This window comes from Nesterenkonia xinjiangensis, from assembly GCF_013410745.1.
In the GTDB taxonomy this organism is placed as follows: Bacteria; Actinomycetota; Actinomycetes; order Actinomycetales; family Micrococcaceae; genus Nesterenkonia; species Nesterenkonia xinjiangensis.
In genome coordinates, this window is sequence record NZ_JACCFY010000001.1 from 1,314,186 (window position 1) to 1,330,384 (window position 16,199).

The 16,199-nt window shown below is 69.8% G+C and carries 13 protein-coding genes; 6 read left to right on the top strand and 7 right to left on the bottom strand.

All coding sequences use genetic code 11. The annotated features are described in order from the left end of the window. The first annotated feature begins 45 nt into the window (after window positions 1-45). Together HNR09_RS06090 and HNR09_RS06095 are read left to right on the top strand one after the other, a co-directional pair. On the top strand, window positions 46-771 hold the full coding sequence (locus HNR09_RS06090) for a GntR family transcriptional regulator (protein WP_246348744.1): 726 nt from the start codon (window positions 46-48) through the stop codon (window positions 769-771). A 55-nt stretch (window positions 772-826) separates the two neighbouring features. Then, window positions 827-2,572 (top strand): ABC-ATPase domain-containing protein, encoded by a 1,746-nt coding sequence (locus HNR09_RS06095; protein WP_179541231.1) that lies wholly within the window; start codon window positions 827-829, stop codon window positions 2,570-2,572. A 15-nt stretch (window positions 2,573-2,587) separates the two neighbouring features. Here HNR09_RS06095 and HNR09_RS06100 read toward each other — a convergent pair whose 3' ends face one another. Further along, the gene (locus HNR09_RS06100) at window positions 2,588-3,634 is read right to left on the bottom strand and encodes an NAD(P)-dependent alcohol dehydrogenase (protein WP_246348745.1); all 1,047 of its coding nucleotides are present in this window, start codon (window positions 3,632-3,634) and stop codon (window positions 2,588-2,590) included. 265 nt (window positions 3,635-3,899) lie between these two features. Between HNR09_RS06100 and HNR09_RS16470 the strand changes: the two genes are divergently transcribed. Next, window positions 3,900-4,949 (top strand): baeRF2 domain-containing protein, encoded by a 1,050-nt coding sequence (locus tag HNR09_RS16470; protein ID WP_179541232.1) that lies wholly within the window; start codon window positions 3,900-3,902, stop codon window positions 4,947-4,949. 37 nt (window positions 4,950-4,986) lie between these two features. Here the strand turns inward: HNR09_RS16470 and HNR09_RS06110 are convergent, their stop codons facing one another. From HNR09_RS06110 to HNR09_RS06120, 3 genes are all read right to left on the bottom strand, one after another. Beyond that, window positions 4,987-6,810, bottom strand: coding sequence for a hypothetical protein (locus HNR09_RS06110; protein ID WP_179541233.1), 1,824 nt, complete (start codon window positions 6,808-6,810; stop codon window positions 4,987-4,989). A 114-nt stretch (window positions 6,811-6,924) separates the two neighbouring features. Then, window positions 6,925-8,091 carry an acyl-CoA dehydrogenase family protein gene (locus tag HNR09_RS06115; RefSeq protein WP_179541234.1) on the bottom strand — a complete coding sequence of 389 codons (1,167 nt, stop codon included), beginning with the start codon at window positions 8,089-8,091 and terminating at the stop codon, window positions 6,925-6,927. A gap of 96 nt (window positions 8,092-8,187) precedes the next feature. Then, window positions 8,188-9,126, bottom strand: a complete 939-nt coding sequence (locus HNR09_RS06120; RefSeq protein WP_179541235.1) for an HpcH/HpaI aldolase/citrate lyase family protein — start codon at window positions 9,124-9,126, stop codon at window positions 8,188-8,190. 449 nt (window positions 9,127-9,575) lie between these two features. Here HNR09_RS06120 and HNR09_RS06125 point away from each other — a divergent pair, with 449 nt between their 5' ends. The 3 genes from HNR09_RS06125 to HNR09_RS06135 are packed head-to-tail and all read left to right on the top strand — an operon-like array spanning window position 9,576 to window position 12,726. Next, window positions 9,576-10,391 carry an electron transfer flavoprotein subunit beta/FixA family protein gene (locus HNR09_RS06125; protein ID WP_179541236.1) on the top strand — a complete coding sequence of 272 codons (816 nt, stop codon included), beginning with the start codon at window positions 9,576-9,578 and terminating at the stop codon, window positions 10,389-10,391. Further along, window positions 10,388-11,347: an FAD-binding protein gene (locus tag HNR09_RS06130; RefSeq protein WP_179541237.1), complete on the top strand. Its 960-nt coding sequence runs from the start codon at window positions 10,388-10,390 to the stop codon at window positions 11,345-11,347. The genes HNR09_RS06125 and HNR09_RS06130 overlap by 4 nt, the downstream gene beginning before the upstream one ends. 14 nt (window positions 11,348-11,361) lie before the next feature. Further along, window positions 11,362-12,726, top strand: coding sequence for an Nramp family divalent metal transporter (locus HNR09_RS06135; protein ID WP_179541238.1), 1,365 nt, complete (start codon window positions 11,362-11,364; stop codon window positions 12,724-12,726). Here HNR09_RS06135 and HNR09_RS06140 read toward each other — a convergent pair. From HNR09_RS06140 to kdgD, 3 genes are all read right to left on the bottom strand, one after another. Next, window positions 12,723-13,694 carry an AEC family transporter gene (locus HNR09_RS06140; RefSeq protein WP_179541239.1) on the bottom strand — a complete coding sequence of 324 codons (972 nt, stop codon included), beginning with the start codon at window positions 13,692-13,694 and terminating at the stop codon, window positions 12,723-12,725. The genes HNR09_RS06135 and HNR09_RS06140 overlap by 4 nt on opposite strands. An 83-nt stretch (window positions 13,695-13,777) precedes the next feature. Then, the gene (locus HNR09_RS06145) at window positions 13,778-15,109 is read right to left on the bottom strand and encodes an enolase C-terminal domain-like protein (RefSeq protein ID WP_179541240.1); all 1,332 of its coding nucleotides are present in this window, start codon (window positions 15,107-15,109) and stop codon (window positions 13,778-13,780) included. Window positions 15,110-15,121: 12 nt separating this feature from the next. After that, window positions 15,122-16,105 carry a 5-dehydro-4-deoxyglucarate dehydratase gene (kdgD, locus tag HNR09_RS06150; protein WP_179541241.1) on the bottom strand — a complete coding sequence of 328 codons (984 nt, stop codon included), beginning with the start codon at window positions 16,103-16,105 and terminating at the stop codon, window positions 15,122-15,124. Window positions 16,106-16,199 lie beyond the last annotated feature (94 nt).

Genomic DNA, 16,199 nt, shown 5'->3' on the forward strand with positions numbered 1-16,199 from the left:
GTTGTACATCATCAGCCGTGATGTATATAACAGGGACTATAGGGCATGAACGTGATCCGCGCCACACCCGAGGGTTCGGATAATCTGGACGACGGAGGTGCCATGGTCCGGATCCCCGAATCACAGCGTGTGCGCGATGCCCTGGAGAACGCGATCGTCGAAGGACTCCACCGTCCCGGCGAGCGCCTCGACCCGACGCGCCTGGAGCAGGAGTTCGGCTGCTCGCGCACGCCGGTCCGCGAGGCGCTGCAGGCCCTGGAACGTTCCGGCCTGGTGCAGATCCGCCCCAAGCAAGGCACCTATGTCACCGAGCTGAGCATCTCCGAACTCGCCGAGCGATTCGAGGTGATGGCCGAGCTGGAGGGCATGGCCGCACGGCTCTCCTCGCGACGGATCGAGCAGGATGCCCTCGAGGCCCTCGATGCGGCTGTCCAGGAATGCGAGAAGCACGCCCTGGCCGGCGACGCCGACGGCTACTACTACGCCAACGCCCGCTTCCACGGGATCGTCTACGACTCCTGCGGCAACGAGTACCTGCGCCAGCAGGCCCATGCCCTCAAACGGGCCCTGCAGCCCTATCGGCGCCTCCAGCTGCGCGTCCCGGACCGCATGCGTCGCTCGCTGGCCGAGCATCGGCGCATCGCCGAGGCCGTGCGCGCCGGCGATGCCGAGACCGCGGAGGACGCCGCCCGGGACCATGTCCTGGTGCAGGTCAGAGAGTTCAGCCAGCTGGTGCGGACCTGGCGGCACCTCAGCGCCTCCCCGGAGTGACCAGGAACGACGACGCCCCTCCCCGACCCCAGCCCGACCCACGGAAGGTGTGACGATGTCCGACCGCAGCACCCTCGCCCGCACCCTGAACTCCCTCGACGGACGCGGCTACGCCGGCTACAAGCAGCTGCGCGGCGCCCACGACCTCAGCGCGGACGATCTGGACGCCGATGATCTGGCCGGCGTCCGGCTGGTGGTGGACCACGTCCAGGTGGATCCCTACGCACCGCCGTCGCTGATGCGCGTGCAGGTGGATCGGAGGACCGCAGCGCTGCCGGAGGACCTCCTCGAGGACGCGCGAGGCCGCACCGCCGTCGCCGACTTCCTCACCCGCCGGATCGCCGAGGCCGTGAAGCGGCTCTCCCCTACCCAGCCTGGAGACGGGTCGATCGGCATCGGCCGGCCCGGACAGCAGGTGATCGAGCGGACCAGCGTGGTGATCGGCGAGCACGACGTCGAGGCGCGCCTGCACGTGGCGCTGCCCGCCTCCGGACGGCGCATCCGTGGGCGGGCGGCGGCCCGGCTGCTCACCGAGACCCTGCCGCGGATCGTGGAGTCCACGCTGCGGCATGAGGCTCTCGAGGCCGAGGCCCTGCGGGAGCATGTGGCCCTGCACCGGGACCAGCAGCAGCTGCGCCACCAGCTTGCCGAGGTCGGATTGGTGGCCTTCGTCGGCGACGGAGCCGTGCTGCCGCGACGCTCCGGCGACTCTGACCTCCCGCTGGCGGCATCCGACGCCGTGCCGTTCCGCTCGCCCGAGTCGCTGCGGGTGAGCTTCACCCTGCCCAGCGGCCGACAGGTCACCGGGATGGGCATCCCAGAGGGAATCACCGTGATCATCGGCGGCGGGTACCACGGGAAGTCGACCCTGTTGCGCGCGATCGAGCGGGGCGTGCACCCGCACCTGGGCGGCGACGGACGAGAATGGGTGGTCACCCGACCCGACACGGTCGCGATCCGGGCAGAGGACGGTCGAGCGGTGACGGGGGTGGACATCTCTCCGTTCATCGGGGCGCTGCCCTCAGGAACCGACACCCGCCGGTTCTCCACCACCAACGCCTCCGGCTCCACCTCGCAGGCCGCCGCCCTGGTCGAGGCGGTCGAGGCGCAGGCCGATGCGCTGCTGATCGATGAGGACACCTCGGCGACGAACTTCATGATCCGCGACGACCGGATGCGCCGGCTCATCCCTGCTGAGCAGGAGCCGATCACCCCGTTCGTGGACCGCATCCGCCCGCTGCATGCGGAGCGCGGCGTGTCCACGATCCTGGTGGCCGGCGGGTCCGGGGCCTTCTTCGACGTCGCGGACCACGTGATCGCCCTGGACTCCTATGTGCCCCGTGACGTCACCGATCAGGCCCGGGCGCTGGCCGACCCGGGGGCGGGAGCCGCCGAGGACGCCGTGTTCGCACCTACGGCACCGCGCGTGCCGGCGCCGGACTCGCCCCGGGGAGGCCGTGAGCCGGGCACAGGAGGTCGGGGCGGGCGCCCGAAGCCGGCGCGAGCACGCGGACGAGCGGTGGTCCAGCAGGGGAAGCAGGACATCGATCTCTCGGCGGTCTCCCAGCTGGTGGACCCCCTGCAGACCTCGGCTCTGGCCCACGCGCTGGACCGGGCGTCCGAGCTGGCCGACGGACGGCGCAGCGTGGCCGAGATCGTCGAGGAGCTGATCCGCCGGATGGACGCTGACGGCCTGGACGCGCTGTCCCCGCATGGCGGGCATCCCGGCGCGATGGCCCGGCCGCGGCGACATGAGTTCCACGCCGCGCTGAACCGGCACCGGGGCCTGCGGCTGGTCTGAGCGTCCCCGCGGCGTTCAGGGCGCGACGACGGCCTTGAGCGCCTGCGGGTCGCGTCCGGCCAGCGTCAGCGCCTCCTCGGTCTCGTCGAGGCGGAATCGATGGGTGATGACCGGACGGACGTCGACGCCGCCGCTGGAGATGAGCTCCAGGGCCGCGGGGTAGCAGTTGGCATACCGGAAGACGCCGCTGATGCTCAGCTCACGGCCCTGCAGTGCGAAGACCTCCAGCGGGAGGGTCTGCGCGCCCATGCCGATCACCACGGCACGACCGGCGCGCGCCAGGGAGCGCACGCCGGCGGCGAAGGCCGGGGCCGCGCCGGAGCATTCGAAGAGGACGTCATGCTCGCCGGGGATCTCGGCGCCGCCGGGGACGGTCTGGAAGCCGAGATCGTCGGCGATGGCGAGGCGGTGCTCGTTGAGATCCGTGAGCGTGACGCTGCGCGCTCCGAAGGCGCGGGCGGCCTGCGCGGCGAAGAGCCCCACCGGTCCGGCGCCGGTGATCAGCACCCTGTCTCCGACGCTGACACCGGCCTTGCGGCAGGCCCAGACTCCCACGGAGACGGGCTCAGCCATCGCGGCCTGCTCCGCGTCGAGGATCTCCGGTGCCGGGTGGGCGAACTGGGCATCGAGGGTGACATATCGGGCGATGGATCCGTCCACCGGCGGAGTAGCGAAGAACTTCACCTCGGGGCAGAGGTTGTACCGGCCCTCGCGGCACTCGCCGCAGCCCTTGCAGGGGATCCCGGGCTCCAGTGCGACGAGCTGATCGAGACGCGCCGGGTCGACGTCGTCGCCGACTCCGACCACCCGACCGGCCGACTCATGCCCGATCACCATGGGGCTGGTGAGCACGAAGTCTCCGATGCGACCGTGCTCGTAGTAGTGGACGTCGGAGCCGCAGATCCCGACGGCGCCGATCTCCACCAGTACCTCGTGGGGCGCCGGGCTCGGGACGGCGCGCTCCTCGATCCGCACGTCATGGACGCCGTGCAGGACGGCGGCGGGATTCCGCCCCTCCGGGATGCTCTGCGGGGAGGATGGCGTGGCGAGGGGCATGGACATGGTGGAACTCCGTTCATCGGGCGGCGCGCCCCGGGCGAAGGGCGAGGCAGGTGATCCCATCCTACGACCCTTAATGACGCACGGTAAGACTTAATAGGCGCCTGACCCCAGAACCGGTCAGCAGAGACGCTTCACCCTGGACCTCGACGACCCGAGCATGTTTAGGGTGAGACGTCACGCGCACTCCGGTGAGGCGCGGAAGCAGGCCCAGCCTGCGGCCGCGGGTCCACCCTGACGCGACACGATGCAAGGAGGATGATCTGCCGTGCAGCTCACCCCGATCAAGCACCTGTTCGATCACGACGCGCCCTTCAGCACCGTCTACCTGGAGAGCCGCTCCCCCGCCGAGGACGCCGAGCATCAGCTTCGGCTGCGCTGGGACGACCTGCGGGGACGCCTGGAGGAGGACGGCGCTCCTGTCGACTCTCTGGAGGCGCTGGACTCAGCGATCCTCGCCGGCGGCGAGAACCTCACCCAGGTCCATGCCGAAGGACGGGTGCTGGTCGCCGACGCCGGATCCGTCCTGTTCGACGAACCCTGGGACGCCACCCTCGGCCGGGGCGACTCGGCGCACGTCGGCCCATCCCCCGCCCTGGGCGACTACGTCCGCGAACGCGCCGGGTCGTCCCTGCTGCTGGTCGCGGTCGCGGACCAGGAAGGGGCCGTGCTGCGTCGAGTGACCGTGGCGGAGGGCCTGAGCGCCGAGCCCGAGGCCGAGAAGGAGGTCGAGGGTGCTGGCGACGGCTCGGTCCACAAGCCGCGTGAGGGCGCGCTCTCCCACCGGCAGATCCAACGTCGGGCCGACGAGGTCGTCAAGCAGAACGCCCGCAGCGTCGCCGAGCATGTGGAGCGCCTGGCGACACGGTGGCGCCCAGACGCCCTGGTCCTCGCCGGGGAGATCCAGGGCCGCACCGCGCTGGCCGAGGAGCTTCCGGCCTCATTGGGGGAGATCACGCACGTCGCCGAGCGCGGAGGCATCGGAGACGACGCCGCCGAGGAGGCCCTGAGCGAGGACCTTCGGCTCATCACCCGGCGGCTCTCCGCGGGCCGGGCCCAGGACCAGACATCCCGCTTCGAGCAGGCCCGGGCGGAGAACCGCGTGGCGGAGGGCACCGAGGCCGTCCGCCTCTCCGCGCAGATGGGCGGGGTGGACACCTTGATGCTGCAGGCCGAGCGACCCGCGCGGGACGAGGACGAGCTGATCGCCGCGGCGGCCCGCGTCGACGCGGACGTCGCCGTGACTCAGACCGAGCTTCCCGATGGGGCGGCGGCGATCCTGCGCTTCGAGGCACCTGCCGAGGTTGCCCGGGCCTGATCGCCCCGGCCGCGGGTGACTGCCGACTGAGCTCCGTTCAGGAGCTCAGTCGGAGGGAGAACGTGCCTGGCGCACGGAAGGGCACCCACACCACGACTCCCTCGGGAGTCGGCATCCGCCCGCCCATGTAGGAGTACTCCTCGCCGCTGTCGAAGTCCACCTCCCCGGGGTGCGACTCGACACCCTCGAACTCCACCCCCAGGCTGTCCCCTCCGACACGATGCCGGATCCCGCCTGAGCGAAGCAGGAATGCCGCGGAGGCCTCAGGCGGCGCCTCCTGCAGCTCGTCGTGCTCGCCGTCGAACTCGAGTTCGCCCTCATCGGAGAACACCAGCTGGGCGACCACGAGCGTCTGCGGCGAGGCGCTCTCCACGGAGAGCGTCCACCCGCCGTCGGCGGGCGTGAGGTCGAAGGTGGCCTCGTAGCGGACTTCGGCGAGGTCACGGGCGCTGAAACTCATCGCCGAGTGGAACCGCCCGTCGTCCTCGAGATCGTACATACCGTCGGAACGCAGATCGGGGCGCCGAGTGATCGGTTGGTGATAGCCGGTGCGGTGCGAAGCGGACATCTGCCAGCCCCTGCCCGTCTGGACGAGGTCCACCGGCCGCAGCGGCCCCATGGAGAAGAATCGCGGCGAGATCCGCAGCGAGGTCAGCTCGGCCGCCCCGCGGCGATATCGCAGGAAGGTCGGATTGGTGGAGAGCCCGGAGGCGGTGCGGCGGAACTGCGGATGATCGCTGCCTGCGAAGCAGGTCAGCGCCCCTGCCTCGTCGGGGACCCGGATGAGCCCGGAGGACTCGCGCAGGTCCAGCAGCTCCGCGACCTGCCGGTCCGCCCCCTCGGGCAGCGTCTGGGCGAGTGCGGGCCGAGCCAGCACGTCGGCGTAGAAGTCACCGAGGTCGGCGGGGCCCTGTGCGAGGACCTCTTCGGCCCGACGAGCGAGCACGGCGTCGTCGTCGCGCAGGGCGAACTCGCGGTACTGCAGCAGATAGAGCCAGTCCTCACGGACGCGCCACTGGTCCTGCCGTCGGGAGTGGATCGTCTCCACGTGTCCGTCCGGATCAGTGAGGTCCACGGTGACCTTGAGATTCGCTCGCACCATGTCCAGGAGGGCGCCGTCGTCGGTGTGCTCGGCGATGCGCAGCAGCGAGGGGTTGACCACCTCGGAGGAATACTGGGAGGAGCGCTCCGAGTACTGGCCGTCTCCGTAGACGTCGATGCCTTCGGCGAGCCACTCATCGGCTCGTTCGACCAGCATCGGATCCGGCCACTGGTCGTTCACCGCCAGGAGCGCGCCGGCCACCTCCCACCGGTGGTTGGAGGTGTGCACCCCGCCGCCGTGAGCCTCGACCACGGCGGCGGCCACCGAGGGGACCAGCTCGTCGAGCCGAGCACCGAGCGGAGCGAGGCGGTCGCCCTCGGCGGCGTCGACCAGCTTCTTCACGGTCACCAGGTCCACCAGGGAGAAGCAGGAGTCCGGAGGAGACTCGAGGTTGTTGCCGGCGTCGAAGAGCCCGACCCCCGTCTGCAGTCCCTGGACGTGCTCCAGGAGCTCCTCGGCCGAGTTCAGGACCGACTGCTCGCCGTGATGAGCGGAGTCCTCTCCCGCGAAGGCCGCCACGAGCTTCTTGACCTCTCGGACGCACCATCGAGCGTCGGGCGACCCTGAGAGGAACTCCTGCACCGAGGCGGCGTCGGCGAGGATCCGGGCATCATTGTGCTCCGCGAGCGCCTGGAGGACCGCCCGGTCGACGCTCTCGTCTCCGAGCCCGATGTCCGGCAGCGGCTCGAACGGCACGGCGCTGCCGGGCGGGCCCTGCCGCACCAGAGCGCCCGCTCCGAGCGCCACTGCACTGCTCACCCCGAGAAACGACCGTCGACTCAGCCCCATGACGCCCCCCTGCACCGTGTTGTCCCATTTGTCCTGACACACTAAGTGTGATCGGTCACATAGACAAGAGGGACGACGGCGTGCTCAGCGCAACAGGTCGGAGGCCACCGTCTCGCGGAGGATCTCCGAGGTGCCGCCGAAGATCGTCATCAGCCGCACCGCCAGATAGGCCTGCGCCACCGGATACTCGAGGATGTAGCCGTAGCCGCCGTGCAGCTGCAGGCACTCGTCGATGATCTCCTTGGCGCGCTCGGTGGCCCACATCTTCGCCTTGGAGGCGGCGACGACGTCGAGCTCTCCGGCGTCGAACCGCTCCACCGCGGCGGCCACGTAGCGCTGGGTGACCTCCAGGGAGACCTGCAGCTCAGCGAGCCGGAACCTGGTGTTCTGGTACTCGGCCACGGGGCGGTCGAAGGTCCTGCGCTCCTGGACGTAGGTCATCGTCTGGTCCAGCACCGCGGCGGCGACGACGGCGGCCGAGGTCGCCACGGCCAGCCTGCCCTGGGGCAGGATCGCCTTGGCGATCTGCAGGCCCTGGCCCTCCTCACCGATGAGGTTCGCCACAGGGACGCGCACATCCGAGAAGAACAGCTCGGCGGTGTCGGAGGCCTTCAACCCCATCTTGTCGAGCTGATTGCCCACCTGGTAGCCGGGGTTGCCCTCCTTCTCCACGAGGAACAGGCTGAAGGATCCCCTGCCACCACGCTGCTTGACGTCGGAGCCGTCGGTGCGGGCGAGCACCAGCGCGCCGTCGCCGGAGATACCGTTGCCGATGAAGGTCTTCTGCCCGTTGAGCACCCAATCCTCGCCCTCCCGGACGGCCTTGGTCCGGACTCCGCGGAGGTCGGAGCCGGCGCCGGGTTCGGTGAACGCCACCGAGGCGATGAAGGAGGCGTCCATGAACCTCGGCAGCCAGGTCTGCTGCTGCGCGGCGCTGCCGAAGCCCCGCAGCGCCGGCAGCACCCAGTCGTCGTGGAGGTGCAGCGCCAGGGCTAGGCCAAGAGCGTCGGCGCGGGCGAGCTCCTCATCGATGACCATGCGGAACCGGTAGTCCTCCAGCCCCATTCCGCCGTGGTCCTCCCCCACGGCCAGGCCGAGCAGACCGTTCTCCGCGGCCGCCTCCCAGACGCCTCGGTCCATGATGTGCTCGGCGTCCCAGCGCCGATAGTGCGGGGTCACTTCACGGGTGACGAACTCACGCACCACCTCACGGAACTCCTCGTGGATCTCCTCGTAGAAGCCGGGGAACATGGGGGTCCTTTCAGATCAGTCAGGTCATCAGCAGATCTGGGCATGTGTGCTGGGCAGGCACGACCGGACATGGTCACCGGCCCGGAGCTGATTCTCTCATTCTCCGGGCTGGCGCACGCGGGTGGCGTCGTAGCGGGACATGATCCGGCGGGCCTGGAGCACCACGGCGGCGTCGACCATCTCCCCGCGGAAGGTGAAGGCGCCCACCGCGTGCGGCTCGGTCACCGGAGTGCCGTCGTCGTGGGCGCCGGCTTGGTGACGGAACACCGCCAGCAGAGCCTTGGCCCACTCCACCGCCTCGGCCGCCGGGGTGTAGGCGCGGCGCACGGGCTCCACCTGGTTCGGGTGGATGCAGGCTTTGGCGATGAAGCCGCTCGCGCAGGCGTCCTCCGCCTCGACGGCCACCCGCTTGGTGTCCCTGAAGTCGGTGTGGATGGCGTCCACCGCCGGAACCCCAGCGGCGCCCGCGGCCACCAGCACGCTGTGGCGGATGTGGCGGATGACTTCACGGTAGGTGCCGTCCGGCTTCCGGGAGGTGGTGCCGCCGAGCCCGGCGATCATGTCCTCGGGCCCCCAGAACAGAGCCTCCACAGCCGGGTGGGAGGCGATGCGCAGTGCGTTGAGCACTCCGACGGGACCCTCGATCTGCGGGATGATCCCCACCTCGGGAAGCGTGGCCGCGATGCGGTCCAGCAAGTCGACGTCGTCGGCCTTGGGCGCGACGACGTGGCGCACCGGCGTCTCCACGAGGGCCGCGAGGTCGGCGTCGCGGTCCTGCGGGGCGCGGGAGTTGATCCGGACCATGGTCAGCGCGGGGTCCAGGGCGGGGACGGCGTCTGTGCCGCCGGTCAGCGCGGCGACGACGGCGGCGCGGGCCGCGGCCTTCTCCGCGGGGGTGACGGCGTCTTCGAGGTCCACGATGACGGCATCGGCGCGATCGGCAGCCTTGCCGAATCGGTCGGGCCGGCTGCCGGGGCAGAACAGCAGGGCGGGTCCCAGCGGGAACGGGGGCTGCGCGGTGGCGGTGCGCGGCATGGGTGTCCTCCAGGCGGGGTCGGAGTCTCGACGTCAGATGAGGCCCGTCCTACCGTACGCCTGTTCGGCCTCTGCCCCGCTCACCCCCGCCGGTCCGTTGCCCGCTGCCCGCAGCCCGCCGGCCCGCTGCCCATCGAGTGGGCAATTTGTCGGATGCTGACGCGCTTCACCAGCCTCGTCATCCCATCAAATCGACCACTCGATGCGGTCGGAAGGGCGACCCACGTGCCCGAGGCTGCATGCCGAGGCCGCCGACAACTTTGGTAGTGAGCCTCACCTCTCGACGCTTTTCGTGGCACCATGGCTGAGATGCCTGCTGGCGGGGGACGCCCGACCCGCCTCGGCGGCACCGACGCTGCGACGGCCCCACCCGGCTCCGGCCGGGCGCTGCGGCCCGCGGCATCAGACCTGTTCTGAACACGCACTGAGAGTGAGGCGAGGTCAGCCCCATGCCTGAATCGGCAGCTGGAACCCCCCTGCACATCATCACCCTGGTCAAATGGGTGCCGGACTCCCAGCTGGAGCGACGGTTCACCGAAGAGCGGCGCATCGACCGCTCCGAAGGCATCCTGAGCGAACTGGACGAGTACCCGCTCGAGGCTGCTCTGCAGATCAAGGAGGCCGCCGACCGCGAGGTGCGGGTCTCCGCCCTGACCGTGGGCCCCGCCGGGGCGGCCACCGCGGCCAAGAAGGCGCTGCAGATCGGTGCCGACGACGCCTTCCTGCTCAGCGACGACTCCCTGGTGGGCGCTGACCTCGCAGGCACCTCCACCGCGCTGGCGGCAGCGATCGAACACGTGCGTGCCGACGGAGACACCGACGGCGAGCACCTGGTCATCACCGGCATGGCCTCCGAGGACGGCGAGTCCGGGGCCGTGCCGGCCCAGCTGGCGGAGCGGCTCGGTCTGAACCTGGTCACACAGGCCACCGCCCTCTCGCTCGAGGAGGGTCGCCTGGTGGTCACTCGCGCCTCTGCCACAGAGCAGCAGCGTCTGGCGGCGGCGCTGCCGGCCGTCGTCTCGGTCACCGATCAGGCCAATGACCCCCGATACCCCAATTTCAAGGCCATCATGGCGGCCAAGAAGAAGCCGCTGACCTCGTGGAGCCTGGCCGACGTCGGCCTCGGCGCCGCGGCGGTGGCCTCGAAGGCTACCGTGCTGACCACCGATGCGCGCCCGCCCCGCACCGCCGGGGAGATCATCACCGATGAGGGCGACGCGGGCCTCAAGATCGTGGAATTCCTGGCGAAGGAGCGTGTGCTGTGAGTGCTGTGCTGGTGTTCTTCGAATCTCTGTCCGAGCAGCTGACCACGTCCCAGCAGGAGCTGCTGACCCTGGCCGGAACACTCGGCGACGTGCATGTCGTCACCGGCACCGAGGGCGCGGCAGCCGCCGAGGTCGTCACGGTCCAGAGTGTGGAGTCCGTCTACAGCGGTGAGACCGAGATCCTCGCCCCGGACCCGGCCCTGGTGGACCTGTTGGAGACCGCCGTGCAGGAGACCTCCGCCTCCGTGATCCTCTCGCCGGACACCGCCGACGCCACCGACGCGCTGGCCCGCCTGGCGGTGCGGCTGGACACCGGGATCATCACCGACGCCGTGGGCATCGATGCCCAACGTCGGGTCACCAAATCCGTGCTGGCCGGTTCCTACACGACCACTGCACAGGTGGATGAGGGCCGCCCTCTGGTGGCCACGGTGAAGCCGAACTCGGTGCAGGCCTCGATCGTGGCGGGCCACCCTCCGGAGGTCGTGTCCCTGCCGGTGGGCCCCTCCCTGACCGCGGATGGCGCGGCGAACGGCGGCGTGGAGGTCCTCGAGCGGACTCCGCTGGAGGCCTCGGAGCGCCCCGCACTGACCGAGGCGCGCGTCGTCGTGGCCGGGGGCCGCGGTGTGGACGGGAACTTCGGCCCTCTCGAGGAGCTGGCCGACGAGCTCGGTGCCGCAGTGGGCGCCTCACGCGCCGCCACCGACGCCGGCTGGATCGACCATGCCGCGCAGGTGGGTCAGACCGGTGTGACCGTGTCACCACAGCTCTACGTCTCCGCGGGCATCTCCGGGGCGATCCAGCAGCGCGCAGGCATGCAGACCGCCCAGACCATCGTGGCGATCAACAAGGACGAAGACGCCCCGGTGTTCGAGATCGCCGACTTCGGCGTGGTGGGAGATCTGTTCGAGGTGGTGCCGCAGATCGTGGAGGAGCTGCGCCGCCGCAAGGCATGAGGGAACCCTGACCCATGGTCCACGACGCTGAGGCGGCCGAGCGCCGCGAGATGGAGCAGCATCCTGACGTCCGGGGGATCCGCATCCTCCGATTCCTGGGGCCCGGGCTGCTGGTCGCGATGGCCGGCGTGGGCACCAGCCACCTGGTCACCGCCCCACTGGCCGGTGCGCACTTCGAGTTCGCACTCCTCTGGGTCCTCCCGGTGGCCTTCCTGTTCAAATGGCAGGGATTCGAGCTGGCCATGCGATACACCGCCGCCACCGGCGAGTCCATCCTCGCGGCCTACACCCGCATTCCGGGGCCGAAGAACTGGGCGGTCTGGGCGGTGCTGCTGGCCACCGTCATCATCGGATGCACCGCCGTCGGCGCGATCGTCGCGGCCGCGGCAGCCGTGCTGTGGGCCGCGTTCGGAGTCGGCTCTCTGCTCTTCTACGGCATCGTGCTGTCGCTGCTGGCCGTCGGGCTTCTCCTCGCCGGCAAGTATCGCGGACTGGAGATGGTCAACAAGGTGCTGGCCGTCATCCTCGTCATCGGCACCGTCGTCGCGTTCGTCATCGGCGGCGTCCGGGCCGAGGCCTGGGGCCACCTGCTGCTCCCGGCCATCCCGGCCGGTTCCGCACTGCTCGTCGCCGGACTCATGGGCTGGATGCCGACGGACCTGAGCGTCGGCGTCTGGGCCTCGCTGTGGATGAAGAACAAGCGACGGGGCATGGTGCGGGTCCGTGAAGTCCTCGGGCCGCAGGCGGTGGAGAACACTCCGGCGGAGGTCCGCCCCTATGCCGACGCCTGGTTCAAGGCTTCCCTCTATGACTTCCGGCTCGGACACATCGTGTCCTGGATCATGGCGACGATGTATCTCCTGCTGGGAGCGATGATCCTCTTCACGCGTGCGGAGAAGCCCGAGGGCGCAGGCACGATCCTCGCCATCTCGAACATCTTCACGAACACGGTCGGCCCCTGGATGTTCCCGGTCTTCATCGCGGGAGCGTCCGCCGCACTGTTCTCCACCGTGCTGATCATCTTCGACGGGTTCCCGCGCACCTTCGCCGCCTCCCTCACGGCGCTGGTCGAGCCCCGTGCGGACCGACCGTGGTGGACCGAACGGACGCTGATGCGGCTCATGATGGGCGTCATGGTGGTGTGCTCGATCATCGCGCTGACCGTCTTCCCGAACCCTGCCTTCCTGGTGCCCGCGGCAGGGGCCGTCTCCTTCGCGATCAGTCCGGTGCTGTTCGCGGTCAACCTCTACGTGGCGCTGAAGTTCATTCCGGCACGATACCGGCCCAGCAGATTCGTCATCGTCTGGAGTTGGATCAGCATCGTCGCCCTGACTCTGCTCACCCTGTGGATCATCCCGCAGTCGCTGGGCTGGCTCTAGGCCGCCCCAAGCAGCCAGGCGACCAGCAGCACCACCGGCAGCCCCAGCATCGAACTGGCGAAGGTGACATCCTTGGCCACAGTGATGGGCATGCCGTGGTGCATCCCGAAGACGATCACGTTCTGCGCGGTGGGCAGCGCGGCCATCGCGACGACGCCCACCAGCTCGGAGCCCTCCAGCCCCAGCCCGGGACCCGCGAACACCCAGGCGATGACCGGCATCACCACCACCTTGCAGACGGTTCCCACGACGCCGTCGAGCCTGCGCTCCTGCACGGTGAAGGGCCGTTCCTGCCACAGCGCCATGCCGAAGACCAGCAGCATCAGCGGGATGGACGCCTCTCCGAGCATCCGCACCGGCTCCCAGATCGAGTCGGGCGGCCGCAGGTCCAGCAGGGACAGCACCGCCCCGATCAGCACCCCCACCGTGACCGGGTTCAGCATGGAGCCCAGGATGGTGCGGGCTCGCGACTCAGCGCCCGAAGAGCCCAGCAGCCCGAAGAGGGCGAGGTACAGCGGTGCGAGCACCAGCAGCTGCGCCAGCAGCACGGAGACCACGGGCCCGGTGGTTCCGACCATGTACAGGGCGATCGGCACTCCGATGTTGCCGGCATTCACATAGGAGCTGGCCATCGCACCCACGGCCACCTCAGCCCCGGTGCGCGGCCGCCCCGGAGTCTGCGACTGGCTGCGCCGTCGACGACGCAGGGCGAGGAGTCCGTAGACCGTGAAGACTGCGGCGGTCGCCCCGGCGATGGCCAGGGCGAGCGGCGCGTACAGCCCGGCGACCAGACGCACGTCGGTCTGCGTCACCAGCACCACCATCAGGCACGGGTTGGTGATGTAGTAGACGAGCGGCGTCACTCCGCGCTGGATGGCCCTGGCCTTCTCCGGGGCGAGCACGGCCGTGCCTGCGCCGATGAGCACCAGCACTGCCACCACGCTGAAGCCGAGGAGAACGCCTTCCACACACCCTGCCTATGTCATCGTCGGCGCCGTATGCGACGGCCTGCTCTCAGGCTCTGAGCTCGTCGCTCGGCTCAAGATCCTGCTCACCGCACCAGGCATGGGCGTTTCGGGTCAAATTCCCACCCCGGGAGGAGGAACTGCATCGCCGCGGCGTCATCACGGGCGCCCAGCGCTTCCCGCAGGTACAGCTCGTGGGCCTCCTGCAGCCGGCTCCGATCCAGTTCGACGCCGAGTCCCGGCTTCTCGGGCACGGCGATGGCGCCGTCGCGGATCTGCAGGGGCTCACGCGTGATGCCTTCACCGTCCTGCCAGATCCAGTGGGTGTCCAGGGCGGTGATCTCGCCCGGAGCGGCCGCCCCGACCTGAGTGAACATGGCCAGGGAGATGTCGAAGTGATTGTTGGAGTGGGAGCCCCAGGTGAGGCCGAAGTCGTGGCAGAGCTGGGCGACGCGCACGGAGCCGCCCATGGTCCAGAAGTGCGGATCAGCCAGCGGGATGTCCACCGCGTTCCCGCGGACCGCGCTGGTCATCTCCCGCCAGTCGGTGGCGCACATGTTGGTCGCCGTGCGCAGTCCGGTGGCCCGCTTGAACTCGGCCATCACCTCACGGGAGGAGAAGCGCCCCTCGGCACCGCAGGGGTCCTCTGCATAGGCCACCACGCCCTGCATACGTCGGCCGTACCGGATCGCCTCCTCCAGCAGCCAGCCGCCGTTGGGGTCCAGCGTGATCCGCGCCTCGGGGAACTCTTCGTGCAGGGCGGTGACGACGTCGACCTCCTCATCCCCGGAGAGCACTCCGCCCTTGAGCTTGAAGTCCTGGAAGCCGTAGCGCTCCTGGGCGGCCCGGGCGAGCTCGAGGACACCTTCGGCGTCCATGGCCTTCTCGCGGCGCCTCCGCTCCCAGGCATCGGCCCCCTCCGATTCACGACGATAGGGAAGGTCCGCGGAGTCGGGGTCTCCGATGAAGAACAGATAGCCCAGCATGGGGACGCTGGTCCGCTGCTGCCCCTCCCCGAGCAGCTCGGCCACGGGCACACCCAGGTGCTGACCGTGCAGATCGAGCAGGGCCGACTCCAGCCCGGTGACGGCATGGACCGCGGTGCGCAGGTCGTAGGTCTGCAGGCCGCGGCCACCAGCGTCGAGCTCGGCGAAGTCCGCGGCGACCTCCCGCAGCGCCGAGCGGAACTCGCCGACTGGTCGGCCCTTCAGACGCTCCCCTCCCTCACGGAGGGTGCTGGTGATCTTCTCCCCGCCGGGAACCTCTCCGAGGCCCGTGCGGCCGTCCTCGTCGGTGAGGATGACGACGTTTCGGGTGAAGAACGGCCCGTGCGCCCCGGAGAGGTTGAGCAGCATCGAATCGTGTCCGGCGACCGGGACGACCTCGACGTCAGTGATGCGAGGGGTGGTTCCTGCCATGGGTGTCTCCTCTCAGACGGCCGCTGCGTCGAGTCCGGGCCGGGTGGTCATGTCAGAGCTGGCGATGAGCGCCTCCCTCATCGGTGCGGCGTCGAGGATGAGGGCCTCCAGCTGCGCCTGCTCCTGGGCATCGAGGTCACGCAGCGGTGGGCGGACGGGTCCGGCATCGCGGCCGACGGCGCGCAGTCCAGCCTTGATGATGGAGACGCCGTGGCCCTTCTCCCGGTCCCGTATCTCAAGATACGGGAGGACGAAGGCGTCCAGGGCGCCCTGGACGGCCTCGTGATCCTGGCGGCGCACGGCGGAGTAGAAGCCGAGTGCGAACTCCGGGACGAAGTTGAACATCGCCGAGGAGTACGTGCTCACGCCCATCTGCAGCAGCGGCAGCGCGAAGGTCTCAGCAGTGGGCAGCCCACCGAGGTAGAACAGCCGATCCCCGTTGACGGAACGCACCGTGGCCAGATGCTCGAGATCCCCGATGCCGTCTTTGAACCCGATGAGATTCTCATGCGTCGCGGCGAGGCGGGCCACGGTCTGAGCAGAGTATCGGGCGTTGGCCCGGTGGTAGACGATGACGCCGAGACGGGTGGCTCTCAGCACCGCAGAGACATGGGCCTCGAGTCCTGCTTGGGAGGCTTCGGTGAGGTACGGGGGCATCAGCAGGATCCCGTCTGCGCCCAGCTGCTCAGCCTGGCGGGCCATCTCCACGGCCTGGGCGGTGTTTCCGGCCGCGGAGCTGATCACCGGGACTCCGGCGCTCACCGCCTGCACGGCCGCGGCGGTGACCTCGGCGTGCTCAGCGAGCGAGAGGGAGAACCCCTCGCCGGTGCCGCCGGCGACGAAGAGTCCCGCGACGTCGTAGCTGGACTGCCACTGCAGGTGTTCGATCAGGGCGGGTCGATCCACCGCGAGATCCGCGGAGAAGGGGGTGACAGGGAAGGAGAGCAGACCGTCTGCAAGGGTCTGGGCGAGCTCTGCCGGCATAGGACGAGACATTGACGCAACTTCCACGAGAGTGTGTGAGCGGTTTCACGCTAGGGAGGATTATCGATGCTTGTCCAAGAGGCAGAACACATATGTCGATGCATCT